Annotated in this window: 22 protein-coding genes and 1 tRNA gene; 7 read left to right on the plus strand and 16 right to left on the minus strand. The window is 45.8% G+C overall.

Annotation, left to right across the window (positions count from 1 at the left end; genetic code table 11):
* Nucleotides 1-17 precede the first annotated feature (17 nt).
* The 6 genes from IY568_RS08760 to IY568_RS08785 all read right to left on the minus strand — a co-directional run bounded on the left by IY568_RS08760 (nt 18) and on the right by IY568_RS08785 (nt 3555).
* Entirely contained in the window at nt 18-314 is a 297-nt protein-coding gene (locus IY568_RS08760) for an antibiotic biosynthesis monooxygenase family protein (RefSeq protein WP_194867349.1), read from the minus strand.
* Between the two features lie 182 nt (nt 315-496).
* A complete protein-coding gene (locus IY568_RS08765; protein ID WP_049866046.1) occupies nt 497-868 on the minus strand; it encodes a VOC family protein in 372 nt (123 codons plus the stop codon).
* A gap of 321 nt (nt 869-1189) precedes the next feature.
* Nucleotides 1190-1621, minus strand: coding sequence for a GNAT family N-acetyltransferase (locus IY568_RS08770; RefSeq protein ID WP_194867350.1), 432 nt, complete (start codon nt 1619-1621; stop codon nt 1190-1192).
* A gap of 37 nt (nt 1622-1658) precedes the next feature.
* A complete protein-coding gene (locus IY568_RS08775; protein WP_125561680.1) occupies nt 1659-2036 on the minus strand; it encodes a hypothetical protein in 378 nt (125 codons plus the stop codon).
* Nucleotides 2037-2152: 116 nt separating this feature from the next.
* Nucleotides 2153-2779 (minus strand): hypothetical protein, encoded by a 627-nt coding sequence (locus IY568_RS08780; protein WP_194867351.1) that lies wholly within the window; start codon nt 2777-2779, stop codon nt 2153-2155.
* Nucleotides 2780-2952: 173 nt separating this feature from the next.
* Nucleotides 2953-3555 (minus strand): hypothetical protein, encoded by a 603-nt coding sequence (locus IY568_RS08785; RefSeq protein ID WP_194867352.1) that lies wholly within the window; start codon nt 3553-3555, stop codon nt 2953-2955.
* Between the two features lie 516 nt (nt 3556-4071).
* Here IY568_RS08785 and IY568_RS08790 point away from each other — a divergent pair.
* On the plus strand, nt 4072-5931 hold the full coding sequence (locus IY568_RS08790; protein ID WP_125561672.1) for a S8 family serine peptidase: 1860 nt from the start codon (nt 4072-4074) through the stop codon (nt 5929-5931).
* Between the two features lie 66 nt (nt 5932-5997).
* On the opposite strand, the gene IY568_RS08795 is transcribed toward IY568_RS08790, so the two are convergent.
* Nucleotides 5998-7188 carry a class I SAM-dependent methyltransferase gene (locus IY568_RS08795; RefSeq protein ID WP_194867353.1) on the minus strand — a complete coding sequence of 397 codons (1191 nt, stop codon included), beginning with the start codon at nt 7186-7188 and terminating at the stop codon, nt 5998-6000.
* Nucleotides 7189-7271: 83 nt separating this feature from the next.
* On the opposite strand from IY568_RS08795, the gene IY568_RS08800 reads away from it, so the two are divergent.
* Nucleotides 7272-7919: an HD domain-containing protein gene (locus IY568_RS08800; RefSeq protein ID WP_125561668.1), complete on the plus strand. Its 648-nt coding sequence runs from the start codon at nt 7272-7274 to the stop codon at nt 7917-7919.
* Here IY568_RS08800 and IY568_RS08805 read toward each other — a convergent pair.
* Nucleotides 7916-8896: an ion channel gene (locus IY568_RS08805; protein WP_125561666.1), complete on the minus strand. Its 981-nt coding sequence runs from the start codon at nt 8894-8896 to the stop codon at nt 7916-7918. The genes IY568_RS08800 and IY568_RS08805 overlap by 4 nt on opposite strands.
* A gap of 72 nt (nt 8897-8968) precedes the next feature.
* On the opposite strand from IY568_RS08805, the gene IY568_RS08810 reads away from it, so the two are divergent.
* Entirely contained in the window at nt 8969-9649 is a 681-nt protein-coding gene (locus IY568_RS08810) for a M48 family metallopeptidase (RefSeq protein WP_194867354.1), read from the plus strand.
* 173 nt (nt 9650-9822) lie between these two features.
* Here IY568_RS08810 and IY568_RS08815 read toward each other — a convergent pair.
* Nucleotides 9823-9907 (minus strand) — tRNA-Tyr (locus tag IY568_RS08815).
* Nucleotides 9908-10019: 112 nt separating this feature from the next.
* Here IY568_RS08815 and IY568_RS08820 point away from each other — a divergent pair.
* On the plus strand, nt 10020-10541 hold the full coding sequence (locus IY568_RS08820) for a VC2046/SO_2500 family protein (protein WP_125561662.1): 522 nt from the start codon (nt 10020-10022) through the stop codon (nt 10539-10541).
* A gap of 419 nt (nt 10542-10960) precedes the next feature.
* On the opposite strand, the gene IY568_RS08825 is transcribed toward IY568_RS08820, so the two are convergent.
* From IY568_RS08825 to IY568_RS08835, 3 genes are all read right to left on the minus strand, one after another.
* On the minus strand, nt 10961-11416 hold the full coding sequence (locus IY568_RS08825) for a YchJ family protein (RefSeq protein ID WP_194867355.1): 456 nt from the start codon (nt 11414-11416) through the stop codon (nt 10961-10963).
* Between the two features lie 16 nt (nt 11417-11432).
* Entirely contained in the window at nt 11433-11858 is a 426-nt protein-coding gene (locus tag IY568_RS08830) for a SulA-like leucine-rich domain-containing protein (protein ID WP_125561658.1), read from the minus strand.
* A 118-nt stretch (nt 11859-11976) separates the two neighbouring features.
* Nucleotides 11977-12441, minus strand: a complete 465-nt coding sequence (locus IY568_RS08835) for an SEL1-like repeat protein (protein ID WP_125561656.1) — start codon at nt 12439-12441, stop codon at nt 11977-11979.
* A gap of 118 nt (nt 12442-12559) precedes the next feature.
* Between IY568_RS08835 and IY568_RS08840 the strand changes: the two genes are divergently transcribed.
* Nucleotides 12560-13849, plus strand: a complete 1290-nt coding sequence (locus IY568_RS08840; protein WP_194867442.1) for an NCS2 family permease — start codon at nt 12560-12562, stop codon at nt 13847-13849.
* 6 nt (nt 13850-13855) lie between these two features.
* Here the strand turns inward: IY568_RS08840 and IY568_RS08845 are convergent, their stop codons facing one another.
* Nucleotides 13856-14617, minus strand: a complete 762-nt coding sequence (locus IY568_RS08845) for a hypothetical protein (protein ID WP_010381845.1) — start codon at nt 14615-14617, stop codon at nt 13856-13858.
* A 278-nt stretch (nt 14618-14895) separates the two neighbouring features.
* Here IY568_RS08845 and cysB point away from each other — a divergent pair, with 278 nt between their 5' ends.
* Nucleotides 14896-15873: an HTH-type transcriptional regulator CysB gene (gene cysB / locus IY568_RS08850; RefSeq protein WP_049866017.1), complete on the plus strand. Its 978-nt coding sequence runs from the start codon at nt 14896-14898 to the stop codon at nt 15871-15873.
* Nucleotides 15874-15960: 87 nt separating this feature from the next.
* Here cysB and IY568_RS08855 read toward each other — a convergent pair whose 3' ends face one another.
* The 3 genes from IY568_RS08855 to pabB all read right to left on the minus strand — a co-directional run bounded on the left by IY568_RS08855 (nt 15961) and on the right by pabB (nt 19430).
* Entirely contained in the window at nt 15961-17337 is a 1377-nt protein-coding gene (locus IY568_RS08855) for an L-serine ammonia-lyase (RefSeq protein ID WP_194867356.1), read from the minus strand.
* Nucleotides 17338-17532: 195 nt separating this feature from the next.
* Nucleotides 17533-18090 carry a CoA pyrophosphatase gene (locus tag IY568_RS08860; protein ID WP_125561648.1) on the minus strand — a complete coding sequence of 186 codons (558 nt, stop codon included), beginning with the start codon at nt 18088-18090 and terminating at the stop codon, nt 17533-17535.
* Nucleotides 18087-19430 carry an aminodeoxychorismate synthase component I gene (pabB, locus tag IY568_RS08865; protein WP_194867357.1) on the minus strand — a complete coding sequence of 448 codons (1344 nt, stop codon included), beginning with the start codon at nt 19428-19430 and terminating at the stop codon, nt 18087-18089. The genes IY568_RS08860 and pabB overlap by 4 nt, the downstream gene beginning before the upstream one ends.
* A gap of 225 nt (nt 19431-19655) precedes the next feature.
* Between pabB and IY568_RS08870 the strand changes: the two genes are divergently transcribed.
* Nucleotides 19656-21182 carry a fumarate hydratase gene (locus tag IY568_RS08870; protein ID WP_125561644.1) on the plus strand — a complete coding sequence of 509 codons (1527 nt, stop codon included), beginning with the start codon at nt 19656-19658 and terminating at the stop codon, nt 21180-21182.
* The last annotated feature ends 415 nt before the right edge of the window (nt 21183-21597 follow it).

Here is a 21597-nt window from a genome sequence, read left to right on the forward strand (position 1 = left end):
GTTCTTTGGGCGCCGCGTTATCGTGTTCTGTCCTCTACCTCGTCAAAAGTTTCTACCGAAATACGTTTTGCAAGTTCACGCATCCGCTGCATTTTTTCCGGGTTGCTGTTATCCCAGAAGTTCAGCCAGTCTTCGCGAGAACGCCATTTGGCTATGGTCAGTACTTTGTCTGGCTGGTCGGTGCTTTGTAACATAAAACTGCCAAGTGCACCGTCAACAGAACGGTGTATTTCATCGGTTGTTATTTGCCATGTGGCATGAAACTCAGTCATATTTTCAGTTGGTACCTGCCACTGATAAATCACTCTGAACATAGTTAATTATCCTTAATGTCATTCTATGACCTGCCATATGGCGCAACGACAGCAAACGTGTGGCTGAGCTCTTAGGTGGAAAGGCTATCATGGGTTGTATTGAGCTGCACGCGGACCCTGTGTGCTGAGCGATGTCTCCTGACACAGGCTGTCAAAGAGATACTCAGGCAATCAAAAAGTGGTTACTCAGTATGCAGGGCAATGCAGTTGCCTTCTGAATCTTCAAATTCCGCAACCCAGCCGAATCCGCAAATAGAGGTTTTGGGGTAGAGGGTTTTTCCACCCAAAGACAAAACTTTGGCCAGCGTGGCATCTATGTCTTCTGTATGGAAATAAAGCCGTGCCCCCGCTTTAGAAGGAATATAACTGTCTCCTTTGACGAGTGCGCCGGTGATCCCGGCTACCTGATCGTTTGATGGGAATAGAGCCATGTCGTGACCATCGATGAGGGCACGTTCGAACTCAAAGCCAAAAACGGCTTGATAAAAGGCCGTGGCGCGATCTAAGTCGGTCACCGGAATTTCAAAATATCTCACTGGGTTATTCAGAAGCATCTTTTCCGCCTTTTTGAGGTGTTTTGTTTAGTATGGCACGTCTTGGCCATACTCTGATTTTAGGAGCTAGTTGCTCTGTGTCCAGAACTGGTTTTGAGCCACCTGCTTTCTGTGATACATGCTTCATGGTGTCTCAGTCATATTACGTTTGTGTGCTCATCGTATGATATGTGGGCTGAAAAATGTCCTATCCGCTAACCCCATTAAAACGGGAATTGGCGAAGTTTACAAGTGGTTTTGTATTGGGAACAAATTGGCATTTTCTACAGTCAGAAAGGAACAGTCAGGCGCCTATGCTCACTCCTTTAAGCGTGTTCAATTTCATTTGTTATCAGAGACGGCTCTGAAGACGTGTTGCACCTTGCTGTGCTTGAACCCAATGGATCCATAGAACGCATGTGCATCCGTTCTGACTTCATTACAGCGAACTCGGTATTGACCTGGCTGGTGCGCTAGCACGTGTTTTACCAGCATGCGACCTACGCCCTGGCCACGGGTATCAGGGAGTACAACCAGCCCACCAATTTCATAAAAGCTGTTGGAGGCCAGCCGCCGGGCGAAGAAAACATGTATCCAGCCAACAATACGAGTGCTTAGCTGAGCGACGAATACCTTATCGACCGGAGAGTCCAGCAATGCAATGAGGTTGGCATGAGACTCTTCTGGTGACAGATTTATGTATCCGAGGTGCTCTGAGACCTGAGCAATTTTCTGTGAATCAGACGCTAACGCAGCTCTGATGATTATAGCCATATGATTGTCCTTAAAGGGGTATGACGGGTAAAGCACTCTATAAAGTTGGTGGTGTTAAATTCAGTTGTAAGCGTATTTTTTCCTTGAATTTAATTGGAAACACCAGGTCAACATCGTGGGATGTTGCTTTAGCTGCTGAGTAAAGTCGCCTGGCAGAATTTAGTGCCCTGATGACAGGCTCTCTAGGTAAGGTCGCCGGAAACGTTTTTAAGTTTTCCAGCTTTACAACGTGCCCTTGAGCGTCAAAAAACAGGGTGGCTGTGATTCTGCCTTCGCTGTCTTGAATATTTGCTTTGTCAGAAAAAAGTGGGTCCGGAACTTCAATCTGGATTTCACCAAGCTCTATTGCGATTGGTGGCAAGCAGCTCAGTGCCTGGAAACTGATTGCAAATAGGATGGTCAGTATGTAATTCACATTCTCTCCGGAGCGTACTTAACATCAAAAGCGGATTTAGTGCGCCACTCAGGCGTTTATTAACCTTGCTGGATCATTCACTTCTGACTGGCGATTTATTACTCAGCCTTTGTGATCTAGAGCTTCTTAATTAGCAACTGAATGCCTTCATGCTCTGTAATTGAAATAAACGGTTTGTTCCCGTTTACTTCAAACTCACTGTATTTAATTGTGGCTTTTTTATCAAAGCCTAATTTGTTGGCAAAGATGTGTTGAGAAATATTGCCGGTGGCTTCGGCCTGTGCGTATTGAAACCCCTGAGCTTTGGCCGCTTGTAAACATACTGAAATGAGTGCAACCACCATACCTTTTACTTTGACATTGGCATCTGTGGCAACAAATTTGATATTCAGATAGGTGTTTTCTGTCAATTCACCTTTGTTGAAGTAGGTATTATTTAGCGAATCAATCAACGCTGCTATCGGGTTTTCATTACCTTCAGGTGATGCATTCACTGAGTCTGACAAATCTGAAGCCAGTAGCACGCCGATAACACGACCCGAGTTAACCTCCTTAGCGATGAACCCCATGCCCTGAACGGCACATTGATTTGAAAGGTAGTGGATATAATCTGAAAATTCCTGCGGATCTGCAGTATTTAAGTGCGCCAGGGGCTCTCGCTCATGGAACTCTTTGACTAGCAGTCTGGCGGCTTCTTCAGCACTGAGAGTGTCTATTTTTTGAATGGTGTAATCAATTGGCATGTGATAAATCCCGGTGACATAGTGACCCTCATTTTACAGTACTCACAAGGTGAAGTCAGAACACTTTGGCCAAGGTCAATGAGGTCACCGGGGGGGCGCCTCAAGCAAGTGCGGTGTTGAGACTTCTTTGGTGAGCACTGTGGTGGGAGTGCGTAGCTGAGTGTCTCAAAGCGTCACCCTTTATTAGGTTTGAACTGAGATATTAAAGCTTCAAATTCTGTCTGTGAAGTTGGCACATGGGTATCTAGTGTTCTGATAATGCTTAGAATATTTTCTTTTGCACTGGCAATATCGTCCTCGCTTTCGATCATTGAGACAATGTAAAAGACGCACTGGTCACTGAGCGTTGATAAAGAGACCAAATGGCTTTCTTCGGTGTCATTATGGCGCTTCAGATGCCAGTATAGAAGCTCTGTTCCATCGAGCCACGCCTGCTGATGCACTGTGACTGTGTGATCTTTGGAGGCGTGTTTTAGATAATTAAATTCATGTTCCAGATGGCTTTCTAATATGCTTTTTATACCTGCTTTTTTTGCATCCTTGTCAGTAAATGAAGCAATGGGGATAGCCACAATCTGATAAGGGGTCGCCTGATATTCAAAGTGCGTAGCGCTCTTTGGGCTGACTTTTTCTGCAAACTTAAGGCTAAAGTAGCTTTGACATTCAGGATATCCATTCAGCCACTTTGTGGCGCCATTATTTTCCCACGCCCACATACCTGCATGGCCATTCAGGCTGAGTGCCATTAAGATAAAGCTAATATACTTAAATTTCATGGTTTTTCCTTAAACGTGAAGACTTACAAGAATGGCATGATTGAGTTTACAGCCAGTGAAACAACCCACTCTCGGTATTCTAAAACTCGCATCTGCCAGCCTTTTGCAATTACTTTACACCAACACGGCTGAAAAAACTTCCGATAATGTCACCATATAAGTTTTGAACGGTTTGGCCTCAAGGGAGCTGTTGTTTGAGCACTAAAGCTCAGGCTGGTTTGTGAGCGGAGGGGAGTAAATAGGCACTTTTGTAACACCTGTTACTTTCAGGTTACGTGAAAAGAATTGACGTTAGGCAAACCTGTTATGGGTAATAAAGGCTGGATTAAGCGAAATTAAATTCTAAAAATCAATAGGCTAATGAAATATTCACTAAAGTGAAAAAAACTAATGTAAATTTAAATTTACAAACTTTGTAAACATAGTTAAATAAATGTTCTATTTTGTTGTTTATTTTTTCTTCATATGCGCTACATTTTGATTGGAAATTAACCAAACAACAAAAAAGGAACAAGTATGCGTAAACTAAACACACTGGCTTTTGCCGTTCTGGCAGGCCTATCTGGACAGTCCATGGCTCAGGCCGAGTTATTGACAGCAGATCAGGGTAAAGCCATTCCAGACAATTATATTGTCGTGTTTAAAACGCCAACCGTGCTTAATACACAAAGCGCTATGGCTATCTCTGATTATGCGACTACCCAGGCACAGGCACTTAGCAATGCTTATAATGTAAGCGTTGCTAAACGCTTTAACGGCGTGCTAAACGGTGTGGTAGTCAATGCATCTGAAGGCGATGTTAAAGCAATGCTTAAAGACCCTAACATTGCTTACATTGAGCAAGATCAGATTGTCACTGTTACACCTCAGGCTTCTGGTGATCAGAATAATGCGATCTGGGGCCTTGACCGTGTCGATCAGCGTGCATTACCTTTGAATTCAAACTATCACTATGACTTTGACGGCACAGGTGTGACCGCGTACGTCATCGATACTGGTGTGCGTATTTCGCACAGTGAGTTCGGTAATCGTGCAAGCCATGGTTATGACTTTGTTGACAACGATGCAGACTCGTCTGACTGTAACGGTCACGGTACACACGTTGCTGGTACTATCGGTGGTTCAGAGTACGGTGTTGCGAAAAATGTCAATGTTGTAGGCGTCCGCGTATTAGGGTGTAACGGTTCCGGTTCGTATTCTGGTGTGATTTCAGGGATTGACTGGGTTAAAAATAATGCGTCAGGCCCGTCTGTTGCCAACATGAGTCTGGGTGGTGGTGTATCTCAGGCTGTTGATGATGCGGTTAATGCTGCCGTTGCCTCGGGTGTTACTTTCGTTGTGGCTGCGGGTAATGATAACAGCGATGCCTGTAACTATTCACCTGCTCGTGCGGCTGATGCGATAACCGTTGGTTCTACAACAAGCAGTGACGGTCGTTCTAGTTTCTCTAACTACGGCTCTTGTCTGGATATCTATGCGCCTGGTTCAAGCATCAAGTCTGCATGGTATAACTCAGACAGTGCGACCAATACAATCAGTGGTACTTCAATGGCAGCACCTCATGTTGCCGGTGCGGTGGCTTTATATCTTGACCAGGATCCAACGCTTACACCAGCTCAGATTGACTCACTACTGAGCAGCAGAAGTACTAAAGGCGCGGTATCTGATGCAAAAGCAAGTTCGCCTAATGAGCTACTTTATACGCTGGAAGGTGATGCGCCACCACCACCGCCTCCTCCAGGTCCAACTGAGCTTGTTTCAGGTGTAGGTGTGTCTGCGTCAGGTGGGTCTGGTTCTGAGACCTTCTATAAACTTGCTGTTCCAGCGGGTGCAGCGTCGGTTTCGTTCACACTGGCTGGTGGCTCGGGTGATGCGGATCTGTATGTTCAACAAGGTTCTCAACCATCTCAAAGCAGCTATGCGTGTCGTCCATATAAAAATGGCAACAACGAATCATGTGAGTTCTCTAACCCGGCAGCGGGTGACTGGTACGTAATGCTACATGGCTATAGCCAGTATTCAGGCGCTACACTGACAGGTACTTTTGGTGATGCTTCAGGCTGTGGTGCAAACTGCCTTCAAAACGGCGTGCCAGTCACTGGTCTGTCTGGCGGTACCAACACAGATACCCGTTATACAATAGAAGTACCGGCCAATGTAACCTTGAATGTGAGCATTTCAGGTGGCTCAGGTGATGCGGACTTGTATGTTCGTAAAGGCACTCAACCGACCACTAATAACTATGATTGTCGTCCATATCTGTCTGGCAACACAGAAAGCTGTAGCCTGAGTTCAGGTGCGGATGGCGGGACTTACCACATCATGGTGCGTGGATACAGCAGCTACTCAGGCCTGACTCTGCAAGGCAGTTTCTAAATAGTAATGAGTAAGTAATATAGACAAGGCCGCTCTGGAGCGGCCTTTTTACTTTGCTGATAGCAATTAGTAGACTTTGCAGATCAGACCCTTCAGGTAGAATCCTTCCGGATAGCAACCCGCAATAGGGTGGTCAGCAGCCTGATTAAGTCGCTCCATGATTAATAGGTCTTTACCGGCATCCAGTGCAGCGTCAGCCACGACTTTCTGAAATAGATTTTGTTCCATCAGGCCTGAGCAAGAGAAGGTCAATAAAGTCCCACCTGGCTTGAGCAATTGCATTGCCAGCATGTTGATGTCTTTGTAACCGCGACATGCACCATTGAGTTGTGCTTTACTCTCTGCAAATTTAGGTGGGTCCATGACGATAGTGTCAAACTGACGGCCTTCTTCCCGATATTGTCTGAGAAGCTTAAACACGTCTTGTTTAACAAACTGAGCGCGGGATACATCCAGCTCATTGTGCTCGACATTGCGTTTCGCCGTATCTAAAGCGGGCTGAGACACATCGACATTAATAACCTCATCACAGTCGCCGCGCAGAGCGTATAGGCCAAATGTGCCTGTGTAGCAGAAACAATTCAGTACAGATTTACCTTTTGAAAAGCGCTCCAATGCAGCCCGGCTGTCTCTTTGGTCCAGATAAAAACCTGTTTTATGTCCGGACTTGATATCGACTTTTATTTTTAGGCCGTTTTCCATGATCACAACGGGTGCCGTTGGCTCGTCTCCCCACAGTACGCCTGTGGTTTTCTCAAGTCCTTCTTTTTTACGCACATCGACGTCAGAACGTTCGTAAATGTGACACTCAGGGAACAGCGTTCTGAGCGCTTGTACAATTTCGCCTTTATGACGCTCAGCACCGGCGCTGAGTAACTGACAAACCAGATAGTTATCAAATTTGTCTATGGTAATGCCGGGTAAACCATCTGACTCGGCGGCACACAATCTGAAACCGGTTAACTGTCCTTCCTCAATGACCTGTTCGCGGGCTGCAAGTGCGCGTGCGAGGCGGCGTTCGAAAAAAGCCTGATCGATTAACTCTGCTTGGTCAAAGCTCCAGATCCGGGCACGGATCTGCGAGTCGGGGCTGTATGCGGCTGTTGCGAGGTACTGTCCGTCATGACTATAAATGGTCACTGTATCGCCAAGCGCAGGCTTGCCTTTGACTTTTTTGATTGCCTTGGAAAAGATCCAGGGATGTTTTCTTTTTAAAGATTTTTCACGGCCAGGTTGTAAATACAGCGCGCAAGACATATAAATTCCTTACTATGGATAATGGTGACATTTTAGTGAAGCCAATAAAAACATACAATCAGAACCATAAGGTTAAGGGATAAATGACAGTAAATATGACGGAATTAGAGACGGCATGCAGAGATTTTATGCTCACAACCGAGTTTGCCGATACCGCCCATGATTTATCACACATCCTGCGTGTGGTTAAAACCGCCAAGCAACTCTGTGCTGCGGAGGGGGCTGATCTTGAAGTTGTGTTGCCCGCGGCCTGGTTACACGACTGTGTGGCTGTGGCAAAGAATCACCCGGACAGGCCCATAGCGTCGAAATTGGCCGGGGACAGGGCGGTTGCCTTTCTATCAACCCTGGATTATCCAGAGCACAAACTCTCAGCGGTACATCATGCGATAGTTGCACATAGCTTCAGTGCCAACGTGCCACCCGATACGCTGGAAGCTAAAGTTGTTCAGGACGCAGACCGAATGGATGCGCTTGGGGCGATTGGGGTGAGTCGATGCATGAAAGTGGGCGGTGCCATTGCCAGACATTTGTATCACATTGATGACCCATTTTGTCAGCAACGAGAAGCGGATGATAAAAAGTACACGTTAGATCACTTCTACATCAAGCTGCTGAATATTGCGGAGCAAATGCACACGCAGTCGGCAAAACAAGAAGCGCAGCGCCGAACTGAGTTTATGCGTGGATTCTTGCTCGAATTGGGCAGAGAGATAGGTGTCCCCGACTAGCGGGTCATGCGTTTTACGAATACAACGACAAACAACGCCAGCGAAAAGCTCCCGGTAAACGCTTCAACCGTGGCGATTAACCGGGTAATGCCGGTCGGCGTTATGTCGCCATAACCCAGTGTAGTAAAGGTGACCACACTGAAATAAATGCAGTTGAGTAATGTACTGAGGTTGTCTGACCATGAGGCCTGACTGGAAAACTGGATCAGCCCGTCGTTATAATTGATTCCGAATATAAAGTAGCAAATCGCACAGGCGACTATCATGCCCAGACTGAAGCGGATCACATTTTCGGGCTTTTCGCCGTAGCCACATAACATATCAACGAAAGAGGATACCAACCGGCGTTTGGATAATTTAGGGTATTGCGCGTGACGCATGCGAAGTTCGCTGTAGGTATATTTGCCAGCCATTTCAAACAGACCTTGCTGCTCTGCACCTTTTCTCAGTAAGCGATAGATTTCTTCTGATTGTAAAAACAAGTCGTTGGCTTCATCTAAATCTTGCTCTTTCAGTGCGTCGCTGGCTTGTTTTTCTTGTAACAGTTTATCGCCAAGGTAGAGGTTATCGATACGAGTTTTATCGAGTTTCATGCCGAGCAGATTGGTGTTTTCGAGCTTGCAGCAATGTAGATTGGCATCTCGCAAGTCCGCTTTCATTAAGGAAGCATTTTTGATGGTACTGTTGAACAGGTGAGCACCTTGCAAGTTGGCACGATAGAAGTTGCTGTATGACAGGTCATAGCCTTCGTGGTTACCAAATTTAACCAAGTTAAGACCTTCCAGGTTGGCACGTTTTAACTCCAACCCCTGTAAAAGGCCGCCTCGTTTTGCATACCGCTCCAGCTTTTGAGTTAACTCCAGACCGCTTTTGTCAAATTTGCTATCATGCCAGAAGCAATAGCCTGAACCCATGTCTATTTCCTGGCATTTATGGCCGTCGGGAGATTCATATTGGCAAAGTGGTTTGTTATTCATGTTACGCCAGTTTAATCCTTCCTATTAGTAAGGGTAGCAGCATTTTTTCAGGGTAAATAAAAAATTGTATCTATGTCATTCGATTATCAGTTAAGTATCAGTAAGCGCAGACAGAGTGTTGCGATAAAAGTCACAGCGAATGGCGTGAAAGTGTTTGCGCCGCATGGCATTGACCGACAATGGCTGGAAACCTGGCTGAAGAGCAAGTCGAGCTGGGTTGAGGATAAGAAGCTAGCAGTGTCTGCTCAGCAACAACAGATCCAATCACCTTTCTGTCACAAAGAAATTCAGATATTTGGTGAACGATATCAGCTGGTGCTGTCGCCGTGTCGTTCTTATATTGATCATGACGCCAAATGTATTGGTTTAAAAACCCGGGCACAACCGGGAACAGAGGGCGCGCGCAAAGCCTTATTTAAGCTCTTAAACCAGATACTGCTCAGCTATGTAACGCCGGTACTGGCTGAGTATTCGGTCCTGATGAACAGTCAGTATCAGGAATTGAAAATAAGGGAATATAAACGCCGCTGGGGAAGTTTGTCTTCAAATGGCACGCTGGCGCTTAATAGCCTGTTGGTTGGTGCGCCTAAGTGGGTTATAGATTATGTTGTTGTGCATGAGCTGGCACACTGTCATGTGATGGCACACAATCAGGCCTTTTGGCAGATAGTGGCACGTCATTATCCCAGATATCAGGAAGCGCAGGCATACCTGAGGCAATATGGAGTAGGGTTACAGATTGAAAAGCCATAGCGCGGGACTGGATCTACACAGTGACACTGATGGAGTGATGGTTTTGAGATAGGCAGCCTGGAGCTTGCTTTCATGCATCACTTCAATAAAAAGCACCGGTCCGAAATTCAGTCGGATGTGGTTGTCTGGACAAGCATGAATAAATATTGGGTTGAAATATTGCTTTAGGAAAGTGGTGGAGGGGGCTGGATTCGAACCAGCGAAGGCAGTGCCGTCAGATTTACAGTCTGATCCCTTTGGCCGCTCGGGAACCCCTCCTCAACATGGGCGCTGATAATATCAAAGTTTTTAGTGAAGTAAAGAAATGTCCTAAAGAAAATTGAAAAAATGCCGATAAATTTTCATATTTGATAAATTGTGGCGATTTTACATGCAGATAGATGGCATTTTGTGCAAAGAGGCTCAGCTGGGCAGTGCACTCAATCACAGCGTTCATGAAGCAAGACGCGGCGACTTTGGCTTGCTGCTGTCTTTATTGTCTCAGGATGCATTAGATTTTAGCCAGTTTGACCTGCCGCATTCGTCTTCACAGGAAGCTGATAAATCAGAAGAAGCGCTTAAAAAGGCGTTGCAGCTTGGTCCGCAAAAGCCGCTTGCCCCAGAACAGTTCGATATGCTGATTGGCCAGAGCAATGGGTTTATGGCTCAGGGGGGCGATCTGACAAGTCTTCGCCTTAAAGAATGTTTGCAGCCAGAGCCCTTTGCGGTACGTAACGACAAAAAGCACATTCCGCTGCATATCGTTGATAATTTGGAGCCTGCCGTAAGACAGAAGCTCGAAAATACCAGAAATCCACAAATGCTTGTTGATAAACACGATATAGATGCTGCAGGTTTCTATGATCAGATAGCCGGTGGTGAAATGCAATCTATGTTGCAGGTTGCGGTGTAATACCAATTTCACTTAATACCTGGTCTATTTGAAGGAGCAAATAGGACGCTAACGGCGTTAAAAATTTCTTATTTAGAACAACTAAATAGCAAAATTTTTGCCTTGTTATCGACCCTATTTTCTCGCCTCAAAATAGATCACTTAATTAAGCAAATTGGTATAACAAACGCCACAGCGAGTTTAAAAAAGAAAACTAAGCGATGCGAAAATGTCGGGCGAGTAATTTGATGCGCTCAAACACCACAAGCTTATTGGAATGATGTTGTTAAATTGTCTTTGATACTGTCAGGTTACGTCCAAGACTCTGAAATGGTTTCGTAACCATAATGGCAGAGCATGGAATTGGCAGCGTCGGGTGGTTGTCTACCTAACACTGGATTATTGAAGGTTCAATAACCCAGATCATTTAGCCTGCCTATCTAGCCGTGGCATTTTTTGAACTTCTTCCCACTTTGGCAGGGACAAGGATCATTCCTGCTAATTTTTTTCTCAGGGCAGGCAAACAGTTCACCATCAAGATAACGCCATTGGCCGTCTTCACGTAAAAAGCGAGACCGTTCGTGCATAGTGATACAGGTGTTGCCATCCAGGTATGTAGCCTTAAACTCCACAAAGTGATGTTCTGGAGACTCATTGCTTTGGATGACCTCCAAGCCAATAAAGGTTGCGTGCTCAGCAAATGCACTGATACTGGCCTCACTATTTTCTGCACGTTTGCACTGTGCATAAGTACGATGTATGTACCCTGTGTCTTTGAGGCAATAAGCACTGTATCTGGAGCGCATTAACTGCTCCGCACTGTCAGGTAGCTTTTGGCCTGCTATGAAAGGCAGACAGCATGCTTGTGCTTCTCTTTCAGAACCGCAATAACACATATTTTCTCATTTGAACTTAATGCGCAACGACAGATATCTCATGTCCAGAGGTGCGGGTAAAACAAAAGACCTCAGTGTCACTGTCTATCAGTTTAAACTGAGACAGCTGTTGTTCCGACACAATGTCTGTCCAGGTGATCACCGCTGCAAAGTTACCTTTGCATAAAGCGCTGTTAATAACATACTCTAAGTTTATCAAATGTCTTTGACGTAGCACCAGTAGCTTGCTGCTATCAATTGAACTGTTATCCAGCAGGGCTTTGCTTGGAATGTTGTCTGGTGCAATAAGCAAGGTCCATCTGTGAAGTGAATTGCATCGATACAGGATTTTAAGCAGTTCTAAACTGCTTACTATGTCATCTTCCGCATATACTAACTGATAGCGTTTGTTGGCTGTTTTAGCCTGAGACACTGATATATTTTGCACTTGAGTATGTAACATGAGCAGACCACTGATTTTCTATACAGTGGTTATACAGTATTTCATACAGTGCTGTTTGGCAAGTAAAATATCGCGTGTTTTTTGTGCTTTTTTTATAGTGCTTTGATTACATTTACTTTTATTTTGGGTTCGCGTCCGGGCTAAAGTGCATCATTTGATGGATTTGCTCATACAGGGTAGCGGCATAGCACTGGGCATCTATGAATCGCTTAGCTGTCAGATGGGTACGCACTTGCTCAAGTGTGCCGGCTGCTGCCTGATTTCCCTGACTTTGAGAGAGCGACAGCCAGGCAATACCATGAAAAACGCTTTTTGGTACACCCTGACCTTTTACAAATAACATCCCGAGATAAAACTGGGCTTTATTATCACCTGACATCGCAGCAAGCCGAAGCCATTTCGCAGCGAGCGGATATTGTTTATTTTTCAGATAATAAAGGCCTTTTTTATAGACAGCCTTGTTATCGGTATCGTTGGGCCAGCGGTTTTCAGAGTCCGGTGTTGCGGTCACAAATTCCAGTACATTGAGCAGCTGTTGCTCTAAATCACTGCCGTTTGCAACTGCTAATTGGTTCTTTTTCATACTGATTTCACTTAATACGACTTAGATCAGAGTGTAGCTGATTTTTAACTATTTTGTCCGATTACACCAGAGATTTGTGATAAAATCCGGCTTTCGTTTCTATATAAAATACAAAGACATGCTGGAAAAATTATTTTCGCTCCGTGCACAGCAGAGCACAGTCAAAACCGAGTTTATCGCCGGTCTGACGACATTTGTCACTATGGTTTACATTGTTTTTGTGAACCCAGCCATGCTAGCTGAGGCGGGCATCGATCATGGTGCTGCGTTTGTTGCCACTTGTTTAGCCGCAGCTATAGGTTGTTTTATCATGGGCTTGTGGGCCAATTATCCGCTGGCTTTGGCGCCAGGCATGGGCTTAAATGCCTTTTTTACTTATGGCGTCGTGTTGGGTATGGGTCATTCCTGGCAAAGCGCGTTGGGCGCGGTTTTTTTATCTGGGTGTCTATTTTTATTACTCAGTATATTTAAGGTCAGAGAGTGGGTGATACAGGCAATCCCGCTGGTACTCAAGCAAGCCATTGCTACAGGTATTGGTGCTTTCCTAGCACTGATAGCGCTTAAAAATGCGCAGATCATCGTTGCCAGCCCGGCAACCTTTGTGCAATTGGGTGACATCACCAGCCCTGGCCCTTTACTTGCCATTCTGAGCTTTTTTGTTATTGCTGCCTTAATGTATCGTGATATGAAAAGTGGCGTGCTGCTGAGTATTTTGTTGGTTACTGTGCTTGCTTGGGGCCTTGGCTTGGTCGAATATGCCGGTATTGTTTCTATGCCACCGAGTATTACACCAACTCTGGCGCAACTTGATATTGCCAGTGCGTTGGAAATCTCGATGCTGAGCGTGGTGTTCGCATTTTTATTTGTTGATTTGTTTGATACCAGTGGCACTTTGGTTGCGGTGACACAAAAAGCTGGTATTGCAGATAAAAAAGGGCGGATGCCACGCCTTGGCAGAGCGCTTTCGGCTGACAGCTCAGCAACGATAGCTGGATCTTTTCTTGGTACCTCCACAACCACTTCGTACATTGAATCTGTGTCAGGTGTGTCTGTGGGTGGGCGTACAGGATTAACCGCAGTGGTGGTTGGTTTGTGTTTCCTGCTTATGATGTTCTTTGCACCTTTGGCGCAAATGGTCCCTGCGTATGCCACTGCCGGAGCGATTTTGTACGTCGCTGTACTGATGCTGCAAAATTTGAAGCTGGTGAACTGGGATGATATGAGTGATGCCATTCCGGTCAGTGTGGTGTTACTTATGACACCACTGACGTTCTCAATTGCGCATGGCATAGCGCTTGGCTTTATTTCTTATACTGCGGTGAAGCTGGCGTGTAATAAACGCGAGGAGATCTCTGTCAGTGTCTGGGTATTGACCGCGCTGTTTATTGTCAAGTTTGCGATCAGCTGAGGCTGATCACCACTTTTTCTTGGGAGCGAAAAGGACATCGAGGTCGTCCTTTTCTTTCTCTGCTTTCTTTTTCACCGCAGAGGCATTGGAGGCTTTAAGCTCAGTGCTTATCTCACTCAGGTATCCTTCGAGCAGAGTTTTCTTTTCTTTGGTGTACTCATCGGCGTGGGTGACACCGCAGATGATCGCATAGGCTTTTTCAAAATACTGACGTGCCGATCCCACCATGTTAGCGCTCTTAGCTGACATTCCCCGCTTGATTTGGCTTTCTACATTTATTCTTAGTTGCAACCGCTCCATTTTACGGTCTTCCTGAACAAACACTTGTGTGTCTACTTTGCCTTTGCTGTGCTCTGAACGTAGTAAGTGACGCAATTTTTTAATGCCCTGAACCAGCGCGATGAGCTGCTTATCGTTGTCGGGTAATGTGACTTTATCAGATTCGTTTGCATTTTGAGGTTCGTTGTTTAAACGCTCCTGAGATTCATGCATGCGACTTTTTAATTCTCGAGAGGTGGGTGAAAGCTCGACCATAGATACCAGTGCATCATGCACACGGCGCTGAATGACTTTGATCATGGCACCGGACATAGGAATGTTGCTGCTATTAAGGATTACATCTTCGGCTTCTTCAATGATCCGCTTTTGTTTTGCCAGCTCTTTACGGCGTTCCGCTTCTTGTTTTTCTTTGTGTTGTTGAATAGCACTGACCCACACTGCAATGACAATGAGTGCTACAATCAACAAAATTATTACGGTAATAAACATACCCGGATCTCTTCGTAAATCATACAGCTGACAGTTTTTTTATATTACATCAAATAATTGGGGATTGAACAGTGTTAATAACAAGAGACTTGAAAATCCACCAAATTCCATCATTTTTTAGTATAGCTTAATGCTTGGAAGCTGGCTCTAATACACTGGGGAAAGTATTGTCCTATCGGATATACTATAATTATGCTAGGCTGAGTCATTATTTGCCTGTATCTAACGATAATTGGCCTAGTCGTACACCAGATAACAATTAAAACAAACGCTTAGTTATGAAATTACAACAACTGAAATACATAGTTGAAGTTCTGAATCACAATCTCAATGTGTCAGCAACCGCAGAAAGCTTGTATACCTCCCAGCCGGGAATTTCCAAGCAGGTGCGTATGCTGGAGGACGAGCTTGGTGTACAGATCTTTGGCCGCAGTGGCAAACATCTCACACATGTTACCAGTGCAGGCAATGAAATTATAAATATTGCCCGAGAGATATTGTCTAAGGTAGAAGGCATTAAAGCCGTTGCCAATGAACACACTTTACCCGATCAAGGTAAGCTTAATATCGCGACTACACATACTCAGGCGCGTTATGCATTACCGAATGTGATCCAGGGGTTCATGCAAAAGTATCCGGCCGTGTCATTACATATGCACCAGGGTACACCGCAACAGATCTCGGATGCTGCTGCGCGAGGTGATGCAGACTTCGCCATCGCAACGGAGGCGCTTCATCTTTACGGCGATCTGATCATGCTGCCTTGCTATCACTGGAATCGCAGTATTGTGGTGACGAAAGATCATCCATTGGCAAAGAAAGGCAGTAATATTACGGTTCAGGATGTCGCTAAGTTTCCTTTGATCACTTACGTGTTTGGTTTTACCGGACGCTCTGAACTGGATAAAGCTTTTAATGCGCATGGGCTGTCTCCGCATATTGTGTTCACCGCCACGGATGCCGATGTGATTAAAACCTATGTCCGATTAGGGTTGGGCGTGGGTGTGCTGGCAACAATGGCAGTTGATGAAATCACAGACAATGACCTGGTATGCATTGATGCCAGTCATCTGTTTGAGGCAAGTACAACCAAGATTGGATTCAGAAAGGGTAGTTTCTTGCGTGGTTACATGTACGACTTTATCGAACGTTTTGCACCACATCTGACTAAAGATTTGGTTGAACGCGCCAGCCTGATGCGCAATCAGGACGATGTGGATGCGCTGTTTGAAAACACTGAGTTACCAGTCAAATAAATGAGCACACCAGGTTGCTGAATGCGACCTGATATCAGACATTAAAAAAGCCGCAAAAGCGGCTTTTTTAATGTCTGACGGTACGGATTAACATTCAATGATATTAACCGCGAGTCCACCACGTGCCGTTTCTTTGTACTTGGTTTTCATATCATTACCAGTATCCAGCATGGTTTTGATAACCTTATCCAAAGACACTTTTTGCTCGCCGCTGCCACGCATGGCAAGACGTGATGCGTTAATGGCTTTTACGGCGCCCATGGCGTTTCGCTCAATACATGGTACCTGCACCAATCCACCGACCGGGTCGCAAGTTAACCCCAGGTTATGTTCCATTCCTATTTCAGCGGCATTTTCCACGTGTACCACATTACCCCCCATGATTTCTGTGAGTGCGCCAGCTGCCATAGAGCAGGCCACACCTACTTCACCCTGGCAGCCAACTTCAGCACCAGAAATAGAGGCATTTTTCTTATACAGAATACCAATTGCTGCGGCAGTGAGCAGGTAGCGCGTTGCTATCTCGGCATCCACTTCTTTGATAAACGTATGATAATACATGAGTACCGCAGGCAGGATCCCGGCAGCACCATTTGTGGGTGCCGTTACTACGCGGCCGCCAGCAGCATTTTCTTCATTAACGGCCAGCGCAAACAGATCAACCCAGTCCATTGCCCGAAGTGGATCGTTGCTGTTTTCAACATTTAGTTTTAAATACAAACTTGGCGCGCGACGCTTTACTTTTAGCCCGCCAGGTAAAATGCCTTCAGTTCGCATACCGCGTTCAATACACGCTTTCATCACTTCCCAGATATGAAACAACTCTGTTTTGATTTCTTGTTCACTGCGGAGCGTTTTTTCATTGTGCATCATGAGCGAAGAGACACTGAGGCCTGTTTCTTTACACATCTCGAGCAGTTGTTGCGCATTCTCAAAAGGGTAAGGCGCTGGATTTTGCTCACGTACGTCTAGCGCGGCTTGTTTCTCAGCATCAAACTGCTCTTCAGTGACAATAAAACCACCGCCGATAGAATAATAAATCTGGCTATGTACGAGCTCTGCACTCGAATAAGCTTGAAGCTCCATGGCATTGGAGTGCTTAGGCAGCGTTTTACGGCGATGAAAAACAATTGCGCCTTGTTTAGGAAAATCGGCTTTATGGGTCTTATCCAGATATATCACCTGCTCACGCTCAATGGTATCCAGGATCTCAGGGACTTTGTCCGCATCTACCGACTCAGGATCATATCCAGCCAGCCCTAAGATCACCGCTTTACCAGAACCATGCCCAATACCAGTCTGACCTAATGAGCCGAATAACTCTACTTTTACTGATGTGACTTTATCAATAATGCGGCTGCTTTGCAGGTCTTTCACAAACAAGCGCGAAGCACGCATAGGTCCAACAGTATGGGAAGATGACGGTCCAATACCAACACTGAACATGTCAAATGCACTAATCATAAATTCTACTCAACATTGCCTCTGAACGGGCGCACATCATAACGTTAATTATTGCATAAGTAACCCACTTCACAGCAAAATTGTATACAGTATTAGCTGGACATGCAGGTATTGTAACCAAGGGTGAGTAAAATATATTGAAATGTAATCAAAATCACTTAGTTAGTGGGGTGGCAGATACGCGTGTTTGGCTGGTCAGGCTACTCTGTTCAGCAACTGTTGAACAATCTTCGCTGTGGCTCCCCAAAGTAACCCATGCTCTGTCATGAGGGCGTTGAAGGTCACCGTTTTTCCTTGTAATCGTGTCTGCACAGGTTGCCAGACACCTTGTTGTGCGAGCAAAGACAATGGCAGGGTGAACACTTGCTCCACCTCATCACTGTGGGTTTGCCAGGTCGCACTGTGTGCTAAGGTTGCCAGCACAGGCGTAATACGAAAGCCGGTCAGTGTCGTATGCAAAGGTAAAATACCAACCGGGTTAACTTGCAGTGGATCAAGGGCAATTTCTTCCTGACTCTCTCGTAATGCCGTAGTGATCACTGATTTGTCTTGTAGTTCGACTTTACCGCCCGGAAAACAGAGCTGACTTGGATGGCTGCGCAGTTGCGCACTGCGCTTGCAAAGCAGCAGGGATGCTTCCCCATCCACCTCGAGTAAGGGGACTAATACCGCGCTTTCTTGTCCTTGTCCTGATGCTGGCGCGTGATCTGAAGCACTTAAACTAAAGCGGCTAATGACATGTTGTAGATTCATAGTACAGGGAGTATTTTGTTCACCTTGTGATAAGTCTCCTGATACTCTAACTCACAGTCTGAGTCTGCGACAATCCCCCCTCCGGCCCAGCAGTGAATTTTTTGCTGATGGCAAACTAAGGTACGGATAGTGATCGAGGTGTCCATTGCTCCACAAGCACTCAGATAGCCAATTGAGCCGCAGTAAGCGCTGCGCCGGTGAGGTTCAAGTTCTTCGATGATTTCCATTGCCCGGATCTTCGGTGCACCTGTGATTGAGCCTCCCGGGAATGCGGCTTTGAGTTGATCAACGGCTGTTTTGCCTGTTGCCAATTGCGCCGTGACTGTACTAACCAGATGGTGCACAGCCGGAAAGCTTTCAATTTCGAATAGCTTGGGCACTTGCACACTACCAGGCGTTGCCACTTTGCCAAGGTCATTGCGTAGCAAGTCTACAATCATCACATTCTCTGCGCGATCTTTGCGGCTCTGTTGTAACCGGGTGGCTTGCTGCGCATCTGCTTGTTTGTCGTCGTGTATTCTGGGCAAAGTGCCCTTGATTGGTTTGGTCTCAACCTGGCCATCGCGTACTGAGATAAAGCGCTCTGGTGACACAGACACGATAGCATCCTCACCAAGATTAATAAAAGCAGAAAAAGGTGCCTGGTTATTTGCGCGCAGCGTTTTATAGGCCTGCCAGGGCGAGCCGTGATAATCGGCACTGAATCTTTGCGCCAGATTTATCTGATAACAGTCGCCGCTTTTCAGATAGTCGTGGATACTGGCGAATTTGTGCGCATATTCTGACTGGGTCATATTGGCCTGCCAGCGACTGGTTAGCGTGAAAGTATCATCATCACGGTCACCTTGTTCAATCAGTGACAGGTAAGTACTCAGCCGGTTGTATCCTGGTTGCGTAACAAAGTACCATTGGTTGCTCAGGTTATCACGTATCAGAGCATCGGGGTAAAGACCGGCTATCATGTCTGGCAGTGCAATATCCTGCATCGCGATTTTGGGCATGGCCTCTATGTATCGGCCGAGATCGTAGCCAAAGTAACCGAGCCAGCCACCCGTGAAGGGAATATCTGAATGAGGCCTTGAATCGAGCCCTGTAAGCTTGTCTTGCATTACCGTGAAGCCATCTTGCTCAACCTGCTCACCGTCGAGGTAAAACTGACCGTCTCTAGCTTCGAGTATACACAGTGGGTTGATACTCATGATATCGAAGCGGCTATTTTCGTGATTGGCGTCACTGGAATCGAGCAAGATTGCCAGTTGCTGGGAGGCGAGGGTGCCAAACACCTCGATGGTTGACAAAGAAATGTCTAGTTCAATGGAGTTACTACTTGGATTTGTCATTTACTGAACCCGAATGCTAGCCCGAAACGGGCGAGGAGGGTATCATAATTGTCATTGAATCCCTAGAGCGTTACCTTATATTCCATCGAACGATTTTAGATAAGTGTCGGACTTTGGTCGCTAGTCTATGATTGCGATACTCACTCATCGCAAGATGGTATATAATCGCGCCTCTCAATAAACACCGGTTTGCCTCGTCACAGGCCGGAGAATAAAGGAACCGTCATGAGTACTATTCGTCAGCAAGACTTCATTGACAGCATCGAAGATGCATTGCAATACATTTCTTACTATCATCCGTTGGATTTTGTGCAAGCTTTAGAAAAGGCGTACGACAAAGAGCAAAGTAAAGCGGCCAAAGATGCCATCGCGCAGATCTTAATTAACTCGCGTATGTCAGCAGAGGGCAAACGTCCTTTGTGTCAGGATACCGGGATCGTGACTTGCTTTGTAAAGGTCGGTATGGATGTTAAATGGGATAAAACAGACTTGACTGTTCAACAAATGGTAGATGAAGGCACACGCCGCGCCTATACCAACCCGGATAACCCATTGCGTGCTTCAATCGTTGCGGACCCTGCTGGTGCTCGTAAAAATACCAAAGACAATACACCTTCTGTTGTTCACATTGATATGGTCCCGGGCGCAGAAGTTGAGGTGATGATCGCTGCCAAAGGTGGTGGCTCTGAAAACAAGACCAAAATGGTCATGCTTAATCCATCAGACGATGTGGCTGCATGGGTAGAGAAAACATTGCCAACAATGGGCGCTGGCTGGTGTCCGCCTGGCATGCTGGGTATTGGTATCGGTGGTACCGCAGAAAAAGCCGCGGTTCTGGCAAAAGAATCATTGATGGATCCAGTTGATATCCATGAGCTACTTGAGCGTGGCGCGGAAACAGCAGAAGAGAAACTGCGTCTAGAAATCTTCGAGCGCGCAAACAAGCTCGGTATTGGTGCACAGGGTTTGGGTGGCTTAACTACCGTGGTTGACGTGAAAATCAAGTCTGCGCCTACCCACGCTGCCTCTAAGCCAGTAGTGATGATCCCAAATTGTGCTGCGACACGTCACGTACATTTCACTCTGGACGGCTCAGGCCCTGCTGATCTTAAAGCGCCTAAACTGGAAGACTGGCCAGAAGTGACCTGGGAAGTCGGGGAAGATACTCGTCGTGTTAACCTGGATGAAATCACGAAAGAGGATATTCAGGATTGGAAAATGGGCGAGACCGTGTTGTTATCGGGTAAGATCCTGACGGGTCGTGATGCAGCACATAAGCGTTTGCAGGACATGATCAACTCAGGTGAAGGGTTGCCAGACGGGGTTGATCTGACCAACAAGTTTATTTATTACGTAGGTCCGGTAGATGCTGTAGGTGATGAGGTAGTTGGTCCTGCTGGTCCAACAACATCGACCCGTATGGACAAGTTCACTGATCTGATGTTAGAGAAGACTGGCCTGATCGGCATGATAGGTAAAGCAGAGCGTGGTCCAGCGACTGTAGAGTCCATCAAAGAAAACAAAGCTGTTTATCTGATGGCTGTGGGTGGTGCTGCATATCTGGTAGCTAAAGCGATTAAGAAATCTAAAGTTGTTGCGTTTGAAGACCTGGGAATGGAAGCTATCTACGAATTTGAAGTAGAAGACATGCCTGTCACTGTGGCTGTAGACAGCAACGGTGTTAACGCACACACTCAAGGTCCGGCAATTTGGAAAGCTAAGATTGAAGAGCTGGATAGCAAGCTGAAATAACAGCAATCCTGAGTGACTTAAAAGAAGAGGGCATGTCCCTCTTTTTTTGATCTTGTCGCTTTGTATTTTGCTGAACTGGCTTCAGACGCCATACTTTGCAACTGCGATTCAGCGTTTCTTAACGTGCTCACCTCCTCATCAGACCTCTATTTATCGTACAAATAACCGTACACAATCGTTTGTGTTGACGTTTACGTAAAGATTAACCTCTAAAAATCGTTAAAATAGTGAAGAATTAAACTCATATATTCAAATGAAATGCATAATCAAGCCAATATATGACTATTTAATGTATCATGAAGGCAGGTTTAACGCTTTTAAGGTCAATATCAACTCATATTGTGGATTGGTTAGAGAGTTAGTGATACAGTTCGATGAATTTCAGCGCTATCTGACTTAAAGTCAGTCTATAACG

Source organism: Pseudoalteromonas sp. PPB1, assembly GCF_015356275.1.
GTDB classification, from domain to species: Bacteria; Pseudomonadota; Gammaproteobacteria; order Enterobacterales; family Alteromonadaceae; genus Pseudoalteromonas; species Pseudoalteromonas rubra_D.